General features: G+C 32.5%; 18 protein-coding genes. 10 read left to right on the top strand and 8 right to left on the bottom strand.

All coding sequences use genetic code 11. The features are described from left to right. Positions 1 to 67 precede the first annotated feature (67 nt). Positions 68 to 2,194, top strand: a complete 2,127-nt coding sequence (gene recQ, locus EV145_RS03710; RefSeq protein ID WP_133523889.1) for a DNA helicase RecQ — start codon at positions 68 to 70, stop codon at positions 2,192 to 2,194. Positions 2,195 to 2,296: 102 nt separating this feature from the next. On the opposite strand, the gene EV145_RS03705 is transcribed toward recQ, so the two are convergent. The 4 genes from EV145_RS03705 to EV145_RS03690 form a co-directional block, all read right to left on the bottom strand. Then, positions 2,297 to 2,812: a DinB family protein gene (locus EV145_RS03705; protein ID WP_133523888.1), complete on the bottom strand. Its 516-nt coding sequence runs from the start codon at positions 2,810 to 2,812 to the stop codon at positions 2,297 to 2,299. Between the two features lie 11 nt (positions 2,813 to 2,823). After that, positions 2,824 to 5,406 carry a phosphoenolpyruvate carboxylase gene (locus EV145_RS03700; protein ID WP_133523887.1) on the bottom strand — a complete coding sequence of 861 codons (2,583 nt, stop codon included), beginning with the start codon at positions 5,404 to 5,406 and terminating at the stop codon, positions 2,824 to 2,826. A gap of 90 nt (positions 5,407 to 5,496) precedes the next feature. Next, positions 5,497 to 5,976 carry an Lrp/AsnC family transcriptional regulator gene (locus EV145_RS03695; protein WP_007805990.1) on the bottom strand — a complete coding sequence of 160 codons (480 nt, stop codon included), beginning with the start codon at positions 5,974 to 5,976 and terminating at the stop codon, positions 5,497 to 5,499. Between the two features lie 77 nt (positions 5,977 to 6,053). Beyond that, positions 6,054 to 7,208 carry a M14 metallopeptidase family protein gene (locus tag EV145_RS03690; RefSeq protein WP_133523886.1) on the bottom strand — a complete coding sequence of 385 codons (1,155 nt, stop codon included), beginning with the start codon at positions 7,206 to 7,208 and terminating at the stop codon, positions 6,054 to 6,056. Positions 7,209 to 7,520: 312 nt separating this feature from the next. Between EV145_RS03690 and EV145_RS03685 the strand changes: the two genes are divergently transcribed. After that, positions 7,521 to 7,997, top strand: a complete 477-nt coding sequence (locus EV145_RS03685) for a helix-turn-helix domain-containing protein (RefSeq protein ID WP_133523885.1) — start codon at positions 7,521 to 7,523, stop codon at positions 7,995 to 7,997. Positions 7,998 to 8,079: 82 nt separating this feature from the next. Here EV145_RS03685 and EV145_RS03680 read toward each other — a convergent pair whose 3' ends face one another. After that, positions 8,080 to 8,631, bottom strand: coding sequence for a 1-acyl-sn-glycerol-3-phosphate acyltransferase (locus tag EV145_RS03680; protein WP_133523884.1), 552 nt, complete (start codon positions 8,629 to 8,631; stop codon positions 8,080 to 8,082). Between the two features lie 66 nt (positions 8,632 to 8,697). Between EV145_RS03680 and EV145_RS03675 the strand changes: the two genes are divergently transcribed. The 6 genes from EV145_RS03675 (at position 8,698) to EV145_RS03650 (ending at position 13,475) form a co-directional block, all read left to right on the top strand. Further along, positions 8,698 to 9,363 carry a spermidine synthase gene (locus tag EV145_RS03675; RefSeq protein WP_133523883.1) on the top strand — a complete coding sequence of 222 codons (666 nt, stop codon included), beginning with the start codon at positions 8,698 to 8,700 and terminating at the stop codon, positions 9,361 to 9,363. Between the two features lie 11 nt (positions 9,364 to 9,374). Further along, positions 9,375 to 10,052, top strand: a complete 678-nt coding sequence (locus EV145_RS03670) for a peptidoglycan DD-metalloendopeptidase family protein (RefSeq protein WP_133523882.1) — start codon at positions 9,375 to 9,377, stop codon at positions 10,050 to 10,052. A 6-nt stretch (positions 10,053 to 10,058) separates the two neighbouring features. Next, positions 10,059 to 10,532: a hypothetical protein gene (locus tag EV145_RS03665; RefSeq protein WP_133523881.1), complete on the top strand. Its 474-nt coding sequence runs from the start codon at positions 10,059 to 10,061 to the stop codon at positions 10,530 to 10,532. Positions 10,533 to 10,542: 10 nt separating this feature from the next. Further along, a complete protein-coding gene (locus EV145_RS03660) occupies positions 10,543 to 11,067 on the top strand; it encodes a hypothetical protein (protein WP_133523880.1) in 525 nt (174 codons plus the stop codon). 52 nt (positions 11,068 to 11,119) lie between these two features. Further along, positions 11,120 to 11,590 carry a nuclear transport factor 2 family protein gene (locus EV145_RS03655; RefSeq protein ID WP_133523879.1) on the top strand — a complete coding sequence of 157 codons (471 nt, stop codon included), beginning with the start codon at positions 11,120 to 11,122 and terminating at the stop codon, positions 11,588 to 11,590. Between the two features lie 142 nt (positions 11,591 to 11,732). After that, complete coding sequence (locus EV145_RS03650) at positions 11,733 to 13,475, top strand: APC family permease (protein ID WP_133523878.1); 1,743 nt, start codon at positions 11,733 to 11,735, stop codon at positions 13,473 to 13,475. A 235-nt stretch (positions 13,476 to 13,710) separates the two neighbouring features. Here the strand turns inward: EV145_RS03650 and EV145_RS03645 are convergent, their stop codons facing one another. Next, positions 13,711 to 15,198, bottom strand: coding sequence for an aminotransferase class V-fold PLP-dependent enzyme (locus tag EV145_RS03645; protein ID WP_133523877.1), 1,488 nt, complete (start codon positions 15,196 to 15,198; stop codon positions 13,711 to 13,713). A gap of 182 nt (positions 15,199 to 15,380) precedes the next feature. Here EV145_RS03645 and msrA point away from each other — a divergent pair, with 182 nt between their 5' ends. Together msrA and EV145_RS03635 are read left to right on the top strand one after the other, a co-directional pair. Then, on the top strand, positions 15,381 to 15,911 hold the full coding sequence (gene msrA / locus EV145_RS03640) for a peptide-methionine (S)-S-oxide reductase MsrA (RefSeq protein ID WP_133523876.1): 531 nt from the start codon (positions 15,381 to 15,383) through the stop codon (positions 15,909 to 15,911). A 93-nt stretch (positions 15,912 to 16,004) separates the two neighbouring features. Then, positions 16,005 to 17,573: a protein adenylyltransferase SelO gene (locus tag EV145_RS03635; RefSeq protein ID WP_133523875.1), complete on the top strand. Its 1,569-nt coding sequence runs from the start codon at positions 16,005 to 16,007 to the stop codon at positions 17,571 to 17,573. Positions 17,574 to 17,727: 154 nt separating this feature from the next. On the opposite strand, the gene EV145_RS03630 is transcribed toward EV145_RS03635, so the two are convergent. Together EV145_RS03630 and EV145_RS03625 are read right to left on the bottom strand one after the other, a co-directional pair. After that, complete coding sequence (locus EV145_RS03630) at positions 17,728 to 18,693, bottom strand: YpdA family putative bacillithiol disulfide reductase (protein WP_133523874.1); 966 nt, start codon at positions 18,691 to 18,693, stop codon at positions 17,728 to 17,730. A 3-nt stretch (positions 18,694 to 18,696) separates the two neighbouring features. Further along, positions 18,697 to 19,173 (bottom strand): CYTH domain-containing protein, encoded by a 477-nt coding sequence (locus tag EV145_RS03625; protein WP_133523873.1) that lies wholly within the window; start codon positions 19,171 to 19,173, stop codon positions 18,697 to 18,699. Positions 19,174 to 19,296 lie beyond the last annotated feature (123 nt).

The raw sequence follows: 19,296 nt of genomic DNA, 5'->3' as shown, positions 1-19,296 counted from the left end.
TTTTTATTTGTAAGAAATTAATTATATTTAATTTTTAAAACAATCAATCAAGATACAACGTTACTACATGACTTCAGAATTATTACATGTCAAATTAAAAGAGAATTTTGGATTTGAAAAATTCAGACCCAATCAAGAAACCATTATAACAACGGTTTTATCTGGTCAAGATACTCTTGCCATTATGCCAACCGGTGGCGGAAAATCAATTTGTTTTCAATTGCCAGCACTTATTTTGCCGGGAATCACAATTGTAATTTCTCCTTTAATTGCATTAATGAAAGATCAAGTTGACAGTTTAAAAACAAATGGCATTTCTGCCTGTTTTATTAACAGCAGTCAATCCTCTGAAGAACAGCAGTATTATATCGACAATTTAAGATCAAACACTTTTAAGCTCGTTTATATTGCACCTGAAAGTTTATCTTATTTAGATAATGCATTTAACGAATTGACAATCAGTTTAATTGCAATTGATGAAGCGCACTGTATTTCGTCATGGGGCCATGACTTTAGACCTGCATATACAAATTTGGGATATTTAAAAAACCGCTTCCCTTCTACTCCAATCCTTGCTCTAACTGCAACTGCCGATAAAGCAACTCGTGTAGATATAACAAAGCAATTGAATTTAAAAAACCCGAAAACTTTTGTTGCCTCATTTGATCGCGCAAATTTAAGTCTTGAAGTGCGACCTGCATTAGATCGTGTAAAACAAATTATTGATTTTGTTGAAAATAAACCTAACGAATCAGGAATTATTTATTGTTTGAGCAGAAAAACTACGGAAGAACTAGCTGAAAAATTATCTAAAAATGGCATTTCTGCAAAAGCATATCACGCAGGTTTAGACAATACAAAAAGAGCTAAAACGCAAGATGAATTTATCAATGATGACTGTCAAGTGGTTTGTGCTACAATTGCTTTCGGAATGGGCATCGACAAATCAAATGTTCGCTGGGTAATTCATTATAATTTGCCAAAAAACATTGAAGGTTATTATCAAGAAATAGGTCGTGCAGGTCGTGATGGCATGCCGGCTGAAACTGTTTTATTTGAAAGTTATGCCGACGTTATTCAGCTTCAAAAATTTGCTTCTGAAGGATTGAATTCTGATGTGCAACTTGCCAAATTAGATCGAATGAAACAATATGCAGATGCGCTAAGCTGCCGCAGAAAAATATTGCTTTCGTATTTTGGTGAATTAGTTACTGAAAATTGTGGTAATTGTGATATTTGCAAAAATCCTCCAACTTTTTTCGATGGGACGATTCTCGCGCAAAAAGCCCTTTCGGCTATAACGAGATTGCAAGAATCTGAACCATTAGCTGTAATTGTAGATTTTTTGCGAGGTTCAAAAAACGCATATATCTACGAAAAAAATTATCAAACCTTAAAAACGTACGGAATTGGCGCTGATGTTTCTTGGTACGATTGGAATCAATATTTAATTCAGCTGATTAATTTAGGATATTGCGAAATTGCTTTTCATCAGCACAATAAAATTCTTTTGACATCTTTTGCCAAAAAAGTTTTATTTGAAAGAGAAAAAGTAAAATTGACAACTGTTGTTAAAAAAGTAATTGATAAAAACGAAATAAAACAAGATAAAGCTAAAACCACTAAAAATTCATTATTTGAAACGCTTAGAAAATTGCGTTATGAAATTGCACAGGAAGAAGAAGTTCCTGCATATGTGATTTTCAGCGACGCGTCTTTGAGGCAAATGGAAATTTTAAGACCAATGAGCGATGAGGATTTTCTTGCTGTTGAAGGTGTTGGTAAGGCTAAACTTGAAAAATATGGAACCGAATTTATAAATGCAATTATTGAATTTCAAAGAAATAAATCAGTAATTAAGAAAGAAAAAAAGGAAAAAAAAGAAAGTACCTATTCAAAAACGTTGGAGTTATTTCAAAACGGACTTTCTATTGAGGAAATTGCTGGACAAAGAAATCTTGGTGAAACTACGGTTGTTTCTCACTTAGCAAAATTATATGTTGACGGACATGATTTAGATTTAAGTCAGTTTGTTTCTGACGAAGAAATTGCTGCAATAGAAAAAGCTCAAATCGAATTAGAAAACCCTACTGCTTTAAGGCCGTACTTTGAACATTTTGAAGAAAAAATGTCTTATGATAAAATTAGATTTGGTTTGGCGTTTATTGAGAGAAAACATCAAACTATTCAATAGATCACTCATTTTTGTTATTTCCACAAAGTAGAATTGGCAAGATTGAATAAAAAAAATCCTGCGAAGTAAATTTCACAGGATTTTTTTTATTCATTTTTGATTTTACAAATACCTCTCTTCAAAAACTTTTTGATGATGTTTTTGATGTCCAATAACCACAAAACCAAGCGCTCGAACAGAAATCTGATTGTTTGAAGCGGTTCCGATTCTTTTAAGCTGTTCTTCAGATAAACTTTTATAAAACAATAAAGTTGAATGTCTTAACGCAGAAAATTCAGTTAATAATTCTTGAATACTTCTTTTGTTTGAGTCAGTATTATTCGCGTAATCATCTTCCTCAAAACTGGGTAAAGCTGTTTTGTCATTTCGTGAAAATCTCAAAGCGCGATAGGCAAAAATACGCTCACAATCAATAATATGTTGAATGATATCTTTAATAGTCCATTTTCCTTCTGCATAGCGATAATCAAATTTATCCATCGGAATATCTTGCACAAATCTAATAAAGTTGTGAAGAGAGATTTCTAACTCTTCAATCAAATTTACATTTCCAGCCTCGCGGATATAAGTAGCAAATCCGCCAGAATATTCGTTTTCTAACAATTGATCTGAATTCATTTTTTTAATTTTTAAGCAGAGTTTCTACTAGCGTTTGTATTTCCAAAAAGCGATCTAGTAACAATTTTTTCATATACTTTGATCAAATCTTCATTGCCCTCTTTTTTATTCAATTCATTGATTCTTAAAAGTGCATATTGCTGAATTGTCAGTAAAGGCAAAACAATGCGCTCTCTGATCTGAATTGACGCAATACCATCAGGATAGTTTTCCATTAAAGTTTTGTGTCCGGCAATTTTTAGCAAAAGTCGTTTTGTTTCTGAGAATTCATCAAAGATAATTTGCCAAAATTCACCAAATTCAGGATCATTTCTCATATATGCTGTTAAAGGCAAAAACGATTTTGCTAATGACATCATACTATTCTCTAGCAAAGTTTTGAAAAACAATGAATTATGATACAATTCACTTACTTTTTCCCATTGACCAGATTCTTCAAAATGTCTTAAAGCTGATCCTACTCCAAAAAATCCTGGAACATTTTGCTTCAATTGACTCCATGAACCAACAAACGGAATCGCTCTTAAATCAGCAAAATCCAAAGATTCTGATTTGCTTCTTTTTGATGGACGGCTTCCAATATTAGTTTTTGAGTAATATTTCAACGTACTCATTTTTTCCAAATATGGAATAAATTTTGGATGATTTTTAAAACTCAAATACTTATCATATCCTAGAGAAGCTAATTGCGTCAAGATTGCTGTTTCTTCAGGACTTAGTTCATTTTCTTCTTTCTTAAATACTTGATTGGTAATTCCGGCACTTAATAAATTTTCAATATTGTAACGGCATGAATCTAAAGTTCCAAAATTTGAACTGATAGTTTGCCCTTGAACCGTTATCTGGATTTCGTTATTTTCAATTTTCGGTCCTAATGAAGCATAAAATTTATGTGTTTTTCCACCACCACGAGCAGGAGGTCCACCACGGCCATCAAAGAAAATAGCTTTAATGCCATATTTTCTAGAGATTTCTGTCAATGAAATTTTAGCCTGGTAAATACTCCAGTTCGCCATTAAATAACCTCCATCTTTTGTTCCGTCAGAGAAACCAAGCATAATAGTTTGTTTATTTCCTCTTTCTTGCAAATGCTTAGAATACTCTGGATTGGTATACAACTGCTCCATAATAGAATGTGCGTTCTGCAAATCATCAACCGATTCAAAAAGCGGAATAATATCAACTGTTGGATTTTCCCAGTTATTTAAGCGAATCATAGCAAAGGTTTCCATTACATTCAAAGCACTTTCATTATTACTGATAATGTAGCGATTAGCTCCTTCTTCACCGTTATTTTGCTGAATTGTTTTAATTGCCTGAACAGACTCTAAAGTTGACCTTGTAATTTCATCTTCAAAATCATTCGGATTTAAATCTCCTTTTATTTTTGATAGAACATTTATTTTTTGATCTTCTGTCAATTCATAATAATTTTCAGGAAAAATATCAGAACCTGAATCCAAATAATAATTTACTACATCTTTAAATACAGCATTATGAATTTTACTATTTTGGCGAATATCTAAAGTGGCAAAATGGAATCCGAATAAGTTTATTTTAACTAAAAACGCCTCTAATTCGTCTAGATATAAAGATTGATGTTTTTCAATAATAATTGTTCTGATTTTATCCAGCTGCGTTAATAATTCCTCCAAAGTGATGAAAATTTCACCTTTAGAATAAAACACAGAACGATAAAGCTTATATTCAAGTTCTGCAACCAAAACATCTACACCTGAGAAAGTTAACTTACGTTTTAGATTTCTCATTTCAATATAATAACACTTTAAAATAGAAGTACGCAAACGATCTGCTACTTTCAAAGTAATATCAGTAGTGACAAATGGATTTCCATCGCGGTCACCACCTGGCCAGAATCCAAGTTTGATTAATTGGTTCTGAATTGGATTTCCATCATGAAGATTTTTTTGAAGATAATGAACAATTTCACCAGCTGTAGCATAGAATACATTTTCAAGATACCAAATTAAACTTACAGCTTCGTCGTAAGGATTTGGTTTTTCATGCTGAATAAAAGGCGTTTTCCCCAACTGCGCCAGTAATTGTTTGATCTGCAATAAATCGTTTTGACGAATTGCTTCGGTCAAGTCGTTAATAATTCCTAAAACTGGTCCAGGATAAAATTGAGTTGGATGCGCCGTTAACACTGTACGAACATTGAAGTTTTCAAGAAATTCATCTAATTCATCGTCTTTTTCCTTTGCATCAGCTTTTTCTTTTATATCACGCAAAGAACCACGTCCTTCCATATTATTAACTTCTGGAAAAGCTGCGTCTTCAATAGCATCAAATAAAACAATTTGTCGTTCTATATATTGAATAAATCGAAACATTAAGTCGATTTTTTCAGTCTCTGAAGCATTGTTCAAAAACTTATTTGAGAAAAAATCAAAAATCTCTTTTGGTGTCTCTTGTTTTTTAAATCCCGTTTCGCAAGTCTCTGTAAACAAAGGCAGTAAGACTCCTGTATTGTCAATAGAGTCAAATGGCAAAGTTATAAAGACACTATTATAGATGTGATATTTAGAAAGAACGTCTTGATTAAAACGTTCAATTTTTGGTAACGTGTACATAATTGTGTTGTAGTTGGTTGGTTAATTAGTCATAAAAAAACCCCAAGAATAAACTTGAGGTTATATTTCAATATAGCATTCAAGAAAATATTACATATTTTTAAAAATAGTATGCATCAAACGCTTCTTATCGTTAATACTTTCCTCTAATGAAATCATAGTTTCTGTTCTGTAAACTCCTTCGATATCATCAATCATAAAAATAACTTCTTTTGCATGTTTAGTGTCTTTTGCTCTAATTTTGCAAAAAATGTTGAATTTACCTGTCGTTACAGAAGCTACTGTTACGAATGGAATTTGATTGATTCTTTCTAAAACAAATTTAGTTTGAGACGTATTATTAAGGAATACACCCACATAAGCAATAAATGAATACCCTAATTTATCGTAATCTAAGGCTAATGAAGATCCCATTATTATTCCGGCATCCTCCATTTTTTTTACTCTAACATGTACTGTTCCAGCAGATATCAATAGTTTTTTTGCAATGTCAGTAAACGGAACTCTCGTATTGTCTATTAACATATCTAAAATCTGGTGATCTACTTCATCTAAACGAAATTTACTCATAATTCTTTAATTAATATTACTAATTGCTATTACAAAGTATAAAAATATATATAAAAAACAACAAATTCACATAAAAATTAACTTTTTATCAACCCGTTAACAAATTTAGTATTTTTATTTAAATAAAAATCTGCTTTTTGATTCGATTTCGGAAAATTACCATGATCATCAGAATAAACAGCGCCTTTTGCGTCATATTCATAATGTCCAAAATAATTTTCTAATTCTCCTGCTTCAACTATGTAAGCATTAAAATGAATCTTATTTTCAATCAATTCTTCTTTGTATTGTGCGACAAAATTCGTAATAATTTCGATACCATCATAATTTATTTTGATATTTTTATACATAAAATCATAAAAAACCACTTTATTTTGTGAAATATTCAAATAATCATTAATTCTATTATCAACTAAATCGTTTTCGGAGATGAGTTTAAACGCCGTAATTAGTGAGAAAAATATGAATTTTCGAGTGATTTCTCTATCATAATCGCCTTCATAGTGCCCTGCTTCAAATAAAATAGTAGGAACGCCTAAAAACTGAAAAGTATCTCCAATACAATTTATATTAAAAGAATCATCAAAACGGCCAATTTGCCCTGGAATATATTTTTGCAATTCGTCATTTAATCCCGCAATTAAATTTATAGCGGTTAACCTGTTTTCATTAATCTCTCTTTCTTCATTATAAGAAGGTGCTAAAAAAGAGACAGTTGCAGGTTTTCCTGTTTCTCCAGCACCAAAAATTGTTCTTTGATCATGAAGATTAAAACAGAAATGCGGTTTGAAGCTCTCAAAAACCTCTCTCAAAACGTTGCTTTCTGGCTGCGTCAGATTTTGAGAATCGCGATTAAGGTCCACTTTATTGGCATTTTCACGGGTATATAACTTCGCGCCATCAGGATTTAGTATCGGGATGCTGTAAAAAGTAAATGTATCCAGCATTTTTTGAGCAAATTCTGATCCGTTACTTAGTACATTAATGAAATCGAACAATGCTTTTGTTGTTGTGCTTTCGTTTCCGTGCATTTGTGACCAAAGATAAATACGCGTAGTTCCTGTACCAATTTGGTAACTATATATAGGTTGTCCTAAAACAGATTTGCCAATAATCGAAACTTGATTATTGGTATTTAATTTATTTAATAAAGGCTCAATATGATCCAATGTTAGATAACGGCCTGATATAGATTGTTCTTTGTTCTGGTTAAATAATTCTTCTAAATTCATTCTCTTTTGATTTGTTTACAAAAGTAAACATCTTTATTTTTACAATTGTAAACTTTAAAAATAACTAATAATTTAGAATTGTAAACAGTATTTCTACCTATTTTAAAGATTGCTTAACTCTCTAAGTTGACAAATGTTACTCTTTATAATACTAATATTTAAAATACTATATTTCAATATGTTAAACATACTTATATAAAGTATTAATTATAGTTTTAGCATATCCTTTTTATAATTTACAACTGTAAAATTGCTTGTCTAGTTTCTTTTTGTTACATTTGTAAACATAGCTATTCTTTAAAATAATTTACAATGGTAAACATCGATGATTTTGTAAAAAGACTGGAAATTATACTGGAGTATTATGGAATAAATGCCTCTTCTTTTGCGGACAGAATTGGCGTGCAGCGTTCTAGTATGTCTCACCTCCTATCTGGAAGAAACAAACCAAGCTTGGATTTTGTTATGAAAATCCTTGAAGTTTTTCCTGATGTTGATTTATATTGGCTACTAAACGGAAAAGGAAATTTTCCAAAAAGCACTGACGAAATTTCGATTACAAAAGTCAGTTCAGCTTCAGAAATAGAAAAAAGCACTGCTCCTACTTTATTTAACGAAAATTTTTCTGAAACCGATTTATTTTCTGAAATAGGTCATGAAGCAGAAAAAACTACAGAAAGTAAAAATACCATTATTGAAAAAAATCCTATTTTTTCCTCGGAAGAAAAAGAAATTGAGAAAATAGTGTTTTTTTACAAAAACGGGACATTTAAGGTGTATGTCCCATAGTTCACAAATTTCGCGTATTTGAAAATTTTTAAAATTATTTTTCATTTAGGCGATTCTCACGTAATCAAAAAATATTGAAAATTTAGATCTGAATTCCGTTTTCAGGAATTTTTCCCACTACTCCTTTATAATGTTTTTTTAAGATTTCCCAATCCGCTTCATAATTGCCAGTCGTAAAAAATGGTTCTCCTAAATTAACTTCTTTCTTTCCCCAATCAAAAGCAACAGGAACAATTGGAACATTTGCTTTAAGCGCGATATAATAAAAACCAGTTTTAATTTCGGTTACTCCTTTTCGGGTTCCTTCTGGAGCAACGGCCAAACGAAAAGTTTCTTTGCGATCAAAAATTGCCGCAATAGAATCTACTTTATTCAATCCGCCGGTGCGGTCAAGCGGTTCGCCTCCAACACTCTTAAAATAATAACCAAAAGGAAATTTAAACAATTCTTTCTTCCCTACCCAATTCATTTCCACACCCGAAATTCCTCTTGTAAACAAACCAATATAAAAATCATGATTACTGGTATGGGGCATCACCATGAGAATGCATTTTTTTACATAAGCATTTTCGATTCCTTTAATTTTCCAGCCCATCAGCTTAAAGAAGATGAATTTGTATAACTGTTTTTTCATTAAAAATTTATTATTTCTGCAAAAATAAAAGATTTAAAATGTATTTTTGAGTAAAAGCCTTATAAAATGATTCAAAAATTATTTAGCTATCTAATTCCAATAAAAATTTTCAAAAAAAAGTCGGCCCGAAGCAAAACAATTGAGGTTACGTGGGCAAACGGTGAATTGGTTTTAGATTCTGAAAACACTAATTATTCGTACGGAAGCTTGCAGCGTATATTAAGGTACGGTCTGCGAAACATTGGTTACCATACTATTTTAGAAATGGATCATATTTTAGTATTAGGTGTTGCGGGCGGAAGTGTTATAAAAACTTTAGTTGATGAAGTTGAATATAAAGGTAAAATTACTGGAGTTGAAATAGACCCTGAAATGATTCAGATTGCCAATCAGTATTTTAATTTAAACAAAATAAAACAGCTCGAATTAGTTATTGATGATGCATTTGAGTTTGTTTTAAAAACCAAAGCGAAATACGATTTAATTATTATTGATATTTTTGAAGATATTAAAATGCCTAATTTTCTGTTCGAACGTTTTTTCAGTGAACGTGTCTGCTCTTTGTTAAACAATCAAGGTTTTGTACTTTTTAATACCATGATTTTAGACGAAGCACATAATGTTAGAAATAGGAAGTACATTTCAGAAATAAATCCTAAATTGTTTTCCTCAAAAATGCTGCCTCGCATTGAGGTTCATAATGAATTAATTATAATAGAAAAAGTAGCTTAAATTTTATTTTTATGAAACCCCTTTCCGCAATTTTAAACGCCTTACCACCTACTAAAATCATTGATTCGAGTATCGATTTTTCAAAGTACATCCCATTAGATTTATCTGCCAATAATGAAGAATTAATGGACGTGCGACCAGACAATGCTGTCGAATTTGAAGTTTTTATTTCCGATTATTTATCAAAAAACAATGCCGAAGTTGCTTTTGGCGGTTATATTGAAGGCAGAACTTTATATCAAAGGAGTACTATTTTTAGAAATGAGTCTATTCCAGAACGAAATATCCATATTGGTCTTGATTTATGGACCAAAGTTGGAACCACAGTCCTTGCGGCGCTTGACGGAAAAGTACACAGTTTCAAAAATAATGTTGGTCTTGGCGATTATGGCCCAACAATTATTTTAGAACACGAAATACAAAATGTGAAATTTTATACTTTATACGGACATTTATCGTTAGAAAGTTTAGACGACTTAAGCGTTGGGAAATTTTTTAAAAAAGGAGAACAAATTGCAACTCTTGGCAACGCAGCTGTAAATGGCGATTATGCACCGCATGTTCATTTTCAGATAATACAAAATATTGAAGATTTCTGGGGAGATTATCCCGGAGTATGCAATTCAAGAGACCTTAATTTTTATATAGAAAATTGCCCCGACCCTAACTTATTATTAAAAATAACATAAATAGTTATGAAGAAAGCAGGATTGATTATATGTTTGTTGTTGCTTATAGGATGCAAATCAAAAACGGTCAGCAGAGATACTGACGATTTGAAAATTAAAAAAATTGCGGTTTCAGAAATTAATTTGAACCAGCAAAAAAAAGCATATGAATTAGGCAAACGTGTTTTAGAAACCTGCAATACTTCAAAATTTAAACCATTTAATGAAACGGAAGTAACCAAATCAGTAATGGAAAATACAACTGAAGAACGACTGACTAAAACCTGCACAAGGTTTAGACAGTATTACGGAAGTTTTATTGATTTGAAGCTGGATGGCGTTTATAAAACCAAACAAGAAGTTATTTACCGTTATCATGCTTTGTATTCTAAAAAAGTAGCGAATAAGGAACTTCGAGTTTTTGTAGATGAAAACAATTTGATTTCTGCCATAAAATCAATGGATTGGGATGAAAAATTTGATGCTAAAATAACCGAATAACAAAAAATATATGAGTTTAAAAATACCGCTTTTTTTATTATTGTTGATTACAAACTTTGCCAATGCTCAGGAAACTATTAGTGTAAAAGGTTCAAAACCTTATCCGGCAACACAGAATTATATTTTTATTTGTGAAAAATATGCTTTCTCAGGCGAAACAAATGTTCAAATCGCAAAGACAGAAAAAGGTGGCGTTTTAAAACTAACTATTGCTACTGCAAATAATCAGGCCAAAATTTCTGGAGGCGTTTATGTCGATTTAGCAAACGGTGATGTGATTCCCTGCGTAGACAAAAATGTTAAAGAAAGTATAGACGGAAAAACAACGGCTTATTATTACTTCACTCCGGCCGAAATGGCCAAACTTAAAAAAACAGATATTCAAGCAATCCGATTTATTATTGCCGGAACTTCAAATTCATTTGGCAATCAAACTGGGTATTTTACTGCCATAAACAGAAGTTCTTATTTTTCAACGGCATACGATAATTCAAAAAAGACTTTCGATACTGCAAAAGAAATTAGCGTTTTATAAAGAAAAAACTTAAGATAATAAATATTATATTTATACTCTAATTAAAAGCTACATGAACGCCAACGAAAGTTTAATTACAAAATTTTATACCGCTTTTGCAAACGCCGATGCTAAAACAATGAGCGAGTGCTATCATCCAAAAGTACATTTTATTGATCCTGCTTTTGGATTGCTTAAAGAAGAACAAGTCTCTAAAATGTGGGAAATGCTTATTCTAAAAAGTAAAGGCAATATTAAAATTGAATTTTCAAATGTAAAAGCCGATGAATTTTCTGGGTCAGCAAGATGGGTGGCTACTTACAATTTTAGTAAAACCAACAGAAAAGTAATTAATCATATTGCTGCTGAATTTGTTTTTCAAGACGGATTAATTATCAAGCATACTGATAATTTTGATGTATGGAAATGGTCCAAACAAGCTTTTGGAGTAACCGGTTATTTATTAGGGTGGACAGGATTTTTTCACAATAAAATTCAAGAACAAGCTTTACTCTCACTTAAAAAATTCCAGCAATCCAAATAATCTTCGTATCTTGAGTATTCAAAATTCAGATTAACTTAATGTAATTCAGTTTCATAGCAAAGGAAACTGCCAGCAGATAAAAATTTTAAATAGTTTGTCGCTGTTAATTATAAAGTAAATCGTGTTGTAATCTTGAATAATCATGAAAGAAATTGTACACAAAAAATTAAATCAGTTACAGGCAACAGCCATTTGTGGTAACGATATCAGTTCATCCTGTCTTTATGTTTCGGCACTGACTATATTATATGCCGGCCAATATGCGTGGATTTCTTTATTAATTGTAGCGGTCGTTTTATTTCTATTCCGAAAAATTTATGGTGAAGTTGTTGGTGCAATTCCTTTAAACGGAGGCGCTTATAACGTTTTATTAAATACTTCAACAAAAAAATTAGCGTCTCTCGCTGCAACATTAACCGTTTTGTCTTACATGGCAACCGCGGTTATTTCAGCTTCAGAAGGCATGCATTATTTGCATGGAATTTTTGAAGGATTAAATGTTACCATTGCTACAGTCATCATCTTGATTTTATTTACTTTCCTTGCCATTTTAGGAATTGGAGAATCCGCATTTGTGGCAGTTATCATTTTTATTACCCATATTACGACTTTAACCCTGTTGGTGCTCGCGTCAATTTGGTTTTTACTTTATAACGGACTTGATACTTTTCGCATAAATTGGCATACGCCACTCGCGACAGGAAATATTAAAACAGCGCTCTTTCTTGGATTCTCTGCTGCAATGCTGGGAATCTCAGGTTTCGAAAGCTCAGCAAATTTCGTAGAAGAACAAGAACACGGAGTTTTCCCAAAAACACTTCGTAATATGTGGGCGATCGTCAGTTTTTTTAATCCCGCAATTGCAATTTTATTAATAAGTGTAATTCCGCTAAGCGAAGTTGGCGAAAACAAAGAATCGCTTTTGGCCCATTTAGGTGAAACAACTGGCGGTTCATGGCTTGCGTGGTTAATCTCTATCGATGCCGTTTTAGTTTTATGTGGTGCAGTACTTACCTCATTTGTAGGTGTTTCGGGACTTTTAAACCGAATGACTTTAGACCGAATTTTGCCAAACTATTTCTTAAAACAAAATAAAAGAGGTTCGCATTATAGAATTGTAGTCAGTTTTTTAATTCTTTGTATTTCAGTACTTTTTGCTACACAAGGACATTTAGAATCACTTGCTGGAGTTTATACTTTTTCATTTCTAGCTGTAATGGCGCTATTTGGAATCGGAAATTTATTATTGAAATTCAAACGTAGAAAACTGCCAAGGCCAGAGCGCGCCCGCGGTATTGCAGTTGTCACAGCTGTTATTTTTGTCATTGCAGCTTTTATCGGCAACATGGAATTAAATATTAATGCCTTTTACACCTTTTTAAAATACATGGTTCCGTCCTTGATCTTCATTGGTGTTATGCTCAACCGTGTTTCACTTATCAAACTTCTAATCGAAGCGCTCGAATATTTCTATCAGCCTTTGCGTCGAATGGTAATTGTGAGTAATCGCTATCTCCAGAATTTAAGCGTAAAAATTAATTCACAAGAATTTGTCTTTTTCACTAAAGGCGACGACATCGCAATGTTAAATAAAGTGCTGCAATATGTCGAAAATAATGAAACAACCAAAAAGCTAAAAATCGTACATGTTAAAATTGACGAGACCAACAATGAAGCTTTAAAAAAAGACCTCGAAGTTTTAGACCGAGCTTACGATGATATTGATATTGAATATATAGAAATGAAAGGTACATTTGGCCCTGATCTTATCGATGAGCTTTCCAAAAAATGGAATATCCCAAAGAACTTCATGTTCATTGCTTCACCCGGAAACAAATTCTCTTACCGAGTTTCAGACTTAGGAGGCGTCCGATTAATTATGTAGTTTTTTTTAGGAGCAGAAATTATCTGTTTTTTCAAGACCTAAAGTCCCGCTATCCACTATATCTTTTATGGTGAACCCCACCATAAAAGGATGCCGTTTCTATCGGGGCTAAACTAGAAATATCTTTTCATAAGAAACAGCAAACCCGACAGGTTTTAAAAACCTATCGGGTTTGCTTTATTGAACTTTGCGTACTTCGCGTAATTCTTTGCGAACATTGCGCTTAAAAAAAATCTTAAGATTTAAACCAACTTTCCACTAATTCATCTTCAAACGAGGTTGCATTTTTATGAATAAACTCATTTGTATTTTTATTATAAGAATAATCCAAAGCCCAAGTTTCGTGGTTTTTAGCCAATTCTTTAATGCTATCACACACATAAGCAATTTCTTCATCAGTCGTTGTTGGGTGAATTGACATTCTGATCCATCCTGGTTTTTTGATCAAATCACCAATCGTAATTTCATTAACCAATTTATTTGAAGTTTCCTGATCAACGTGAAGCAAAAAGTGTCCGTAAGTTCCGGCACAGCTGCATCCACCACGAGTCTGAATTCCAAATTTGTCATTCAACAGTTTTACGCCTAAATTAAAATGAAGGTTTTCAATAAAAAAGGAAACAACACCTAATCTGTCTTTATGCTGACCTGCTAAAATCTTAATATTTTCAACTGGTTCTAATTCATTAAAAACATAATCAACAATTTCCTGCTCGCGCTGCAAAATGTTTTCAATTCCCATTTCCTTCTTCAGTTCAATTGCAAGAGCTGTTTTTATAACCTGCAAAAATCCTGGAGTTCCTCCATCTTCACGATCTTCAATATTATCAATATATTTATGTTCTCCCCAAGGATTTGTCCAGCTCACAGTACCGCCTCCAGGACAATCCGGAATCATATTATTGTATAATTTTTTGCTGAAAATCAAAACCCCCGAAGTTCCAGGTCCGCCCAAAAATTTATGAGGCGAAAAGAAAATCGCATCTAAATACGCTTCAGGATCTGCTGGATGCATATCAATTTCAACATATGGTCCTGAGCAAGCAAAATCTACAAAACAAACCCCATGATATTGGTGCATTAATTTAGCAGCTTCATGAAAAGGAGTTTTTAAGCCCGTAACATTCGAACACGAAGTGATCGACGCAATTTTTATAGTTCTGTCTTTGTATTTTTCTAAAAGCTCTTCTAAGTGATCAAGACTGAAAAGTCCTTTTTCGCAAGAAGGAATAATTTCAACATCTGCAATGGTTTCTAACCAAGAAGTCTGGTTGGAATGATGTTCCATATGCGAGATAAAAACAATTGGTTTTTTTTCTGCAGGAACAGTAGTGCAACTTTTAAGATTCTCTGGAATCTTCAATCCTAAAATACGCTGAAATTTATTGATAACGCCAGTCATTCCAGTTCCATCTGTAATTAAAACATCATCCTGATTAGCATTTGCATGACGCTTAATAATATGTCTGGCATGATGATATGCTTTTGTCATGGCAGTACCTGACACAGTAGTTTCAGTATGCGTATTCGCAACAAAAGGCCCAAATTGGTTCAAAAGCTTCTCTTCTATAGGGCGATATAACCTCCCGCTGGCAGTCCAATCGGTATAAATGATTTGCTTTTTGCCATAAGGCGAAGTAAATTCTTGATTTATGCCAACAATATTTTTACGAAAATCCTGAAAATATGTTTCTAAAGTGATGGTACTATTTTTGCTATTCATTACAGTGAGAGTTTGAATGCAAATATAAAGGCTTTTTTATAAAATTGCGAATTTATCAATTGTAAACTTCAAATATTACATAACCGTTTAGTATATTTAACTAAATACACATTATTTTAGTAATTTATCATAATATTCTATCGGATTAATGGGGCAATAGAAACTTAAACAATACAAATTCTATGGGAAATTTAGCAACAGCCACTTTTGGTGGAGGATGTTTTTGGTGTATTGAAGCTGTAATTCAGCGTTTGAATGGAGTAAAATCTTTAAAATCAGGATATTCTGGTGGTTTTATTAAGAACCCGCCATATCGAGAAGTGTGTTCTGGCAGAACCGGACATGCTGAAGTGATACAAGTTACGTTTGATCCTGACATAATTTCATATCACGATTTGATTTTCATATTTATGACCAGTCATGATCCTACAACGCTTAATCGTCAAGGTGCAGACGTTGGTACACAATATCGTTCGATTGTTTTATATCATGATTTAGAACAAAAAGAAATCGCACAGCAAGTTTTTGAAGAGGTAAAACCTTTTTATGATGACAAAATTGTAACCGAATTAACTGATTTTGAGGTGTTTTATGAAGCCGAAGAAGATCATCAAAACTATTATAACAACAATCAGGATGCGCGTTACTGCCAGATCGTAATTGATCCAAAAGTGCAGAAATTGAAAAAAATGTACGCCGACAGATTAATTTAAGTTTTAGCCACAGATTAAACAGATTTTTTTATTATTGATCGAGATTAAAAAATCTTTTATATCTTCTTAATCTGTGGCAAAAGAAATATTCAAATGAAAAATCTAAAAATAAACAATCGATTTACAGCCGAATTACCTGCAGATCCAGATATAACAAATGAAGTTCGTCAGGTAAAAAATACTTTGTTTTCGTATGTAAATCCAACAATTCCTTCAAATCCAAAACTGATTCATGCTTCAGAAGAAGTTGCGTCATTAATTGGAATTTTAAAAGAAGAAATTCAGTCTGAAGAATTTCTTAATGCTTTTTCAGGAAAAGAAATTCTTCCAGAAACAAAGCCTTTTGCAATGTGTTATGCTGGTCATCAATTTGGAAACTGGGCTGGACAATTAGGTGACGGACGTGCAATCAATTTAACTGAAATTGAAAACAATAATCAATTTTATACGCTTCAGTTAAAAGGCGCTGGAAAAACTCCTTATTCAAGAACTGCGGATGGTTTGGCCGTTTTGCGTTCGTCTATTAGAGAATATTTATGTGCCGAAGCCATGTTTCATTTAGGAGTTCCCACTACCCGATCGCTTTCTCTACTTTTATCTGGAGATCAGGTTTTGCGTGATATTTTATACAATGGAAATCCTGCGTATGAAAAAGGCGCAATTGTTTGCCGTGTAGCTCCTTCTTTCATAAGATTTGGAAGTTTTGAAATGCTGACTGCCAGAAATGAACTTAAAAATTTAAAGCAGTTTGTAGAATTTACAATCAAACATTATTTTCCAAAAATTACCGGTGAGCCAAAAGAACAATATTTGCAATTTTTCAAAGAAGTTGCCAATACAACACGTGAAATGATTTTACATTGGCAACGCGTTGGTTTTGTACACGGTGTAATGAATACAGACAATATGTCGATTCATGGAATCACAATTGATTACGGCCCGTACGGCTGGCTTGAAAACTATGATCCAAATTGGACACCAAATACCACCGACAGTCAAAACAGAAGATATCGTTTTGGCAATCAGCCACAAGTTGCGCAATGGAATTTATATCAATTAGCCAATGCAATTTATCCGCTTATTAATGAAGCAGAACCATTGGAAAAGATATTAGAATCCTTTATGAATGATTTTAATTCAGATTATAAAAACATGTTTTTAAGCAAGTTAGGATTGTTTGCTTCAACTAAAACTGACGAGGAATTAGTTTCAGATTTAGAAAATAATCTGCAATTAACAGAAACAGATATGACGATCTTTTTCAGAAATTTGAGTACTGTTGAAAAGTCAGATTTTGCGCCGGAAGCAATTGAAAAAATTAAATATTCATTTTACAAACCAGAAGAAGTTTCAGGAGAAATTTTAGAAATCTGGACAAAATGGTTTTCTGATTACTTGGAAAGATTAAAAGCTGAACATTTATCAGATGCTGAGCGTTCGCAAAAAATGAACCTGATAAATCCTAAATATGTGCTTCGAAATTATATGGCACAACTTGCAATCGACGCTGCCGAAAAAGAAGATTATTCATTAATTGACGAACTTTACACTCTTTTGCAAAAACCATATGACGAACAGACGGAATATGAAAAATGGTTTGCAAAACGTCCAGATTGGGCAAGATCAAAAGTAGGCTGCTCAATGCTTTCTTGTAGTTCATAAAGTTTTTTTTTGCCACTAATTTCACGAATTTTCACAAATTATATATTGTTAGTTAAAGAGAAATCCAGAGGAAATACGCATCTAGCTAGACTTCGTTCAATGTGACAGTTCTTTAAAAAATTAGTAAAAATTCGTGAAATTAGTGGCTAAAAAACTATTTCGAAGTAATATAATCCACAATCATTTTAGCATGAATTCTTGAATTCTCAATAAACCATTTATGCGTCTGCATTCCGCCACAAACAACACCGGCTAGAAATAAACCTTCTACATTTGTTTCCATTGTTTCCGTATTGTAAATGGGAGTTTTTAATTCATCCTCAGAAAGCTGAATTCCTATATTTTCGAGGAAATTTAAATCTGGTTTATAACCAGTCAAAGCCAAAACAAAGTCATTTTCAATAGTAATTTTTCCGTTTGGAGTTTCAATCTCAACTTCATCTTCTCGAATTTCAGTAATATTCGATTCAAAATAAGCTTTAATACTTCCTTCGGCAATTCGGTTTTCAATATCGGGTTTAACCCAATATTTCACTCTGTTGTTAATCTCATTTTTACGAATTACCATTGTTACATTCGCTCCTTTTCGCCAGCATTCCAGTGCGGCATCAACAGAGGAATTATTTGCCCCAACAACTAAAACATTTCGAAAAGCATATTCATGCGCTTCTTTATAATAATGACGAACCTTTGGCAATTCTTCTCCTTTTACCTCCATGGTAATTGGAATGTCATAAAAACCGGTTGCAATGATTACGTTTTGAGAAGTATAAGTGTTTTTATCCGTTAGAATTTCAAACTGATTTTGCTCCTTTTTCTGAATCTTGGTTACCTTTTCAAATAAATTAATAGAGAAATTAAAATAACGATGGATATTTCTGTAATATTCTAACGCTTCTTGACGACCAGGTTTTGGTGCCAGGCAATTAAACGGAATATCTCCAATTTCTAATCGTTCTGCAGTAGAAAAAAATGTCATGTATAGCGGATAATTAAAAATACTGTTTACAATTGCACCTTTTTCAATAATTAAATAACGTAAGTTTTTCTTCTGAGCTTCAATTGCACAAGCAAGCCCTATTGGACCGCCACCAACAATAATCAAATCATAATCTGCCATAAATCAATTATTTTTCCAGTCTTTAAATGGATTTTTGCTCAAATAAGCATTATAATATCTTTCGTCATTTGTAACTTCTTCACCAAGCCATTCTGGTCTTTCAAAAGTTTCCGTTTCTGATTTCAGTTCAATTTCGGCCATAATCAAGCCTTCATTTTCTCCGTAAAATTCATCAACTTCAAAAATGTGGTTTCCAGATTTAATTTCAAAACGAGTTTTCTCAATTTTTCCCTTTTCGCATAATTTCAGCAATTCTTGTGCTTCCTCAAGCGGAATTTCATTTTCCCATTCAAAACGCGACATACCGCCTTGATGCCCAATACCTTTTATGGTTAAAAAGCCTCTAGTTCCCTTAATTCGAACGCGAACCGTTCTTTCCGGAATAGAGCTTAAATAACCCTGAGCAATCTTATTTTGAGTAAAAGCCTGTTCTTTAAAATCTTCTGATTTTACAAGAAACTTTCTTTCAATTTCAACCATTTTGATACTTCAATTAATTTTAATGCAAGTTACTTAATTTAATTCAGGTCGGGAAATGATTTTAAAAAGCTAAAAAGAGATGACAATACCTGAACTTAACTTTAAAACATTATCAATTTAATT

Origin of the sequence: Flavobacterium sp. 245, assembly GCF_004362055.1 — a bacterium.
Taxonomy (GTDB): Bacteria; Bacteroidota; Bacteroidia; order Flavobacteriales; family Flavobacteriaceae; genus Flavobacterium.
Note: the sequence above shows the minus strand (reverse complement) of the source record. Positions and strands in the feature narration are given on the sequence as shown.